The 3,369-nt window shown below is 52.4% G+C and carries 2 rRNA genes; both read left to right on the plus strand.

What is annotated here, in order from left to right:
* Positions 1-105: 105 nt before the first annotated feature.
* Positions 106-3,006 (plus strand): 23S ribosomal RNA (locus HMPREF1024_RS00365).
* A 195-nt stretch (positions 3,007-3,201) separates the two neighbouring features.
* Positions 3,202-3,317, plus strand: a 5S ribosomal RNA gene (gene rrf, locus HMPREF1024_RS00360).
* Positions 3,318-3,369: the final 52 nt, after the last annotated feature.

Below are 3,369 nucleotides of genomic sequence, written 5' to 3' on the forward strand. Positions count from 1 at the left end.
TCTTTAAAATCTGGATCAAGCTGAAAATTGAAACGACACACAGTTAATGTGTGTTCGAGTCTCTCAAATTTTCGCAATCAGAAGTGAAACATCTTCGGGTTGTGAGGTTAAGCGACTAAGCGTACACGGTGGATGCCCTGGCAGTCAGAGGCGATGAAGGACGTGCTAATCTGCGAAAAGCGTCGGTAAGGTGATATGAACCGTTATAACCGGCGATGTCCGAATGGGGAAACCCAGTGCAATTCGTTGCACTATCGTTAACTGAATACATAGGTTAACGAGGCGAACCGGGGGAACTGAAACATCTAAGTACCCCGAGGAAAAGAAATCAACCGAGATTCCCCCAGTAGCGGCGAGCGAACGGGGAGCAGCCCAGAGTCTGAATCAGCTTGTGTGTTAGTGGAACGGTCTGGAAAGTCCGACGGTACAGGGTGATAGTCCCGTACACCAAAATGCACAGGCTGTGAACTCGAAGAGTAGGGCGGGACACGTGGTATCCTGTCTGAATATGGGGGGACCATCCTCCAAGGCTAAATACTCCTGACTGACCGATAGTGAACCAGTACCGTGAGGGAAAGGCGAAAAGAACCCCGGCGAGGGGAGTGAAAAAGAACCTGAAACCGTGTACGTACAAGCAGTGGGAGCACCTTCGGGTGTGACTGCGTACCTTTTGTATAATGGGTCAGCGACTTATATTCTGTAGCAAGGTTAACCGTATAGGGGAGCCGCAGGGAAACCGAGTCTTAACTGGGCGTTAAGTTGCAGGGTATAGACCCGAAACCCGGTGATCTAGCCATGGGCAGGTTGAAGGTTGGGTAACACTAACTGGAGGACCGAACCGACTAATGTTGAAAAATTAGCGGATGACTTGTGGCTGGGGGTGAAAGGCCAATCAAACCGGGAGATAGCTGGTTCTCCCCGAAAGCTATTTAGGTAGCGCCTCGTGAACTCATCTTCGGGGGTAGAGCACTGTTTCGGCTAGGGGGTCATCCCGACTTACCAACCCGATGCAAACTACGAATACCGAAGAATGTTATCACGGGAGACACACGGCGGGTGCTAACGTCCGTCGTGAAGAGGGAAACAACCCAGACCGCCAGCTAAGGTCCCAAAGTCATGGTTAAGTGGGAAACGATGTGGGAAGGCACAGACAGCCAGGATGTTGGCTTAGAAGCAGCCATCATTTAAAGAAAGCGTAATAGCTCACTGGTCGAGTCGGCCTGCGCGGAAGATGTAACGGGGCTAAACCATGCACCGAAGCTGCGGCAGCGACACTATGTGTTGTTGGGTAGGGGAGCGTTCTGTAAGCCTGCGAAGGTGACCTGTGAGGGTTGCTGGAGGTATCAGAAGTGCGAATGCTGACATAAGTAACGATAAAGCGGGTGAAAAGCCCGCTCGCCGGAAGACCAAGGGTTCCTGTCCAACGTTAATCGGGGCAGGGTGAGTCGACCCCTAAGGCGAGGCCGAAAGGCGTAGTCGATGGGAAACAGGTTAATATTCCTGTACTTGGTGTTACTGCGAAGGGGGGACGGAGAAGGCTATGTTAGCCGGGCGACGGTTGTCCCGGTTTAAGCATGTAGGCTGATTGTCCAGGCAAATCCGGATAATCAAGGCTGAGGTGTGATGACGAGGCACTACGGTGCTGAAGTAACAAATGCCCTGCTTCCAGGAAAAGCCTCTAAGCATCAGGTAACATCAAATCGTACCCCAAACCGACACAGGTGGTCAGGTAGAGAATACCAAGGCGCTTGAGAGAACTCGGGTGAAGGAACTAGGCAAAATGGTGCCGTAACTTCGGGAGAAGGCACGCTGGTGTGTAGGTGAAGTCCCTGCGGATGGAGCTGAGACCAGTCGAAGATACCAGCTGGCTGCAACTGTTTATTAAAAACACAGCACTGTGCAAACACGAAAGTGGACGTATACGGTGTGACGCCTGCCCGGTGCCGGAAGGTTAATTGATGGGGTTATCCGTAAGGAGAAGCTCTTGATCGAAGCCCCGGTAAACGGCGGCCGTAACTATAACGGTCCTAAGGTAGCGAAATTCCTTGTCGGGTAAGTTCCGACCTGCACGAATGGCGTAATGATGGCCAGGCTGTCTCCACCCGAGACTCAGTGAAATTGAACTCGCTGTGAAGATGCAGTGTACCCGCGGCAAGACGGAAAGACCCCGTGAACCTTTACTATAGCTTGACACTGAACATTGAGCCTTGATGTGTAGGATAGGTGGGAGGCTTTGAAGCGTGGACGCCAGTCTGCGTGGAGCCAACCTTGAAATACCACCCTTTAATGTTTGATGTTCTAACGTTGGCCCCTGACCGGGGTTGCGGACAGTGTCTGGTGGGTAGTTTGACTGGGGCGGTCTCCTCCCAAAGCGTAACGGAGGAGCACGAAGGTTAGCTAATCCTGGTCGGACATCAGGAGGTTAGTGCAATGGCATAAGCTAGCTTGACTGCGAGCGTGACGGCGCGAGCAGGTGCGAAAGCAGGTCATAGTGATCCGGTGGTTCTGAATGGAAGGGCCATCGCTCAACGGATAAAAGGTACTCCGGGGATAACAGGCTGATACCGCCCAAGAGTTCATATCGACGGCGGTGTTTGGCACCTCGATGTCGGCTCATCACATCCTGGGGCTGAAGTAGGTCCCAAGGGTATGGCTGTTCGCCATTTAAAGTGGTACGCGAGCTGGGTTTAGAACGTCGTGAGACAGTTCGGTCCCTATCTGCCGTGGGCGCTGGAGAATTGAGGGGGGCTGCTCCTAGTACGAGAGGACCGGAGTGGACGCATCACTGGTGTTCGGGTTGTCATGCCAATGGCACTGCCCGGTAGCTAAATGCGGAAGAGATAAGTGCTGAAAGCATCTAAGCACGAAACTTGCCCCGAGATGAGTTCTCCCTGAGACTTTAAGTCTCCTGAAGGAACGTTAAGACGATGACGTTGATAGGCCGGGTGTGTAAGCGCAGCGATGCGTTGAGCTAACCGGTACTAATGAACCGTGAGGCTTAACCTTACAACGCCGAAGATGTTTTGGCGGATTGAGAGAATTTTCAGCTTAGATTCAGAGTTGAGTACGCAATAATTTGCGCAGCAGCAAGGCGACAAGCGACGGAAAGGAAGGAGCATACTGAAGTATGTGACTGACTTTACGAGCGCAGGCAACGCAGCTGATGCGATAAAGAATTGCGTACTGAGCACAAAGAATTTGCCTGGCGGCACTAGCGCGGTGGTCCCACCTGACCCCATGCCGAACTCAGAAGTGAAACGCCGTAGCGCCGATGGTAGTGTGGGGTCTCCCCATGTGAGAGTAGGGAACTGCCAGGCATCAAATTGCAGTAAGCCGGGGTGACAACCGGTGGTAATAAAGCGAAGAAAT

It is taken from the genome of Klebsiella sp. 4_1_44FAA (assembly GCF_000238715.1).
GTDB classification, from domain to species: Bacteria; Pseudomonadota; Gammaproteobacteria; order Enterobacterales; family Enterobacteriaceae; genus Klebsiella; species Klebsiella pneumoniae.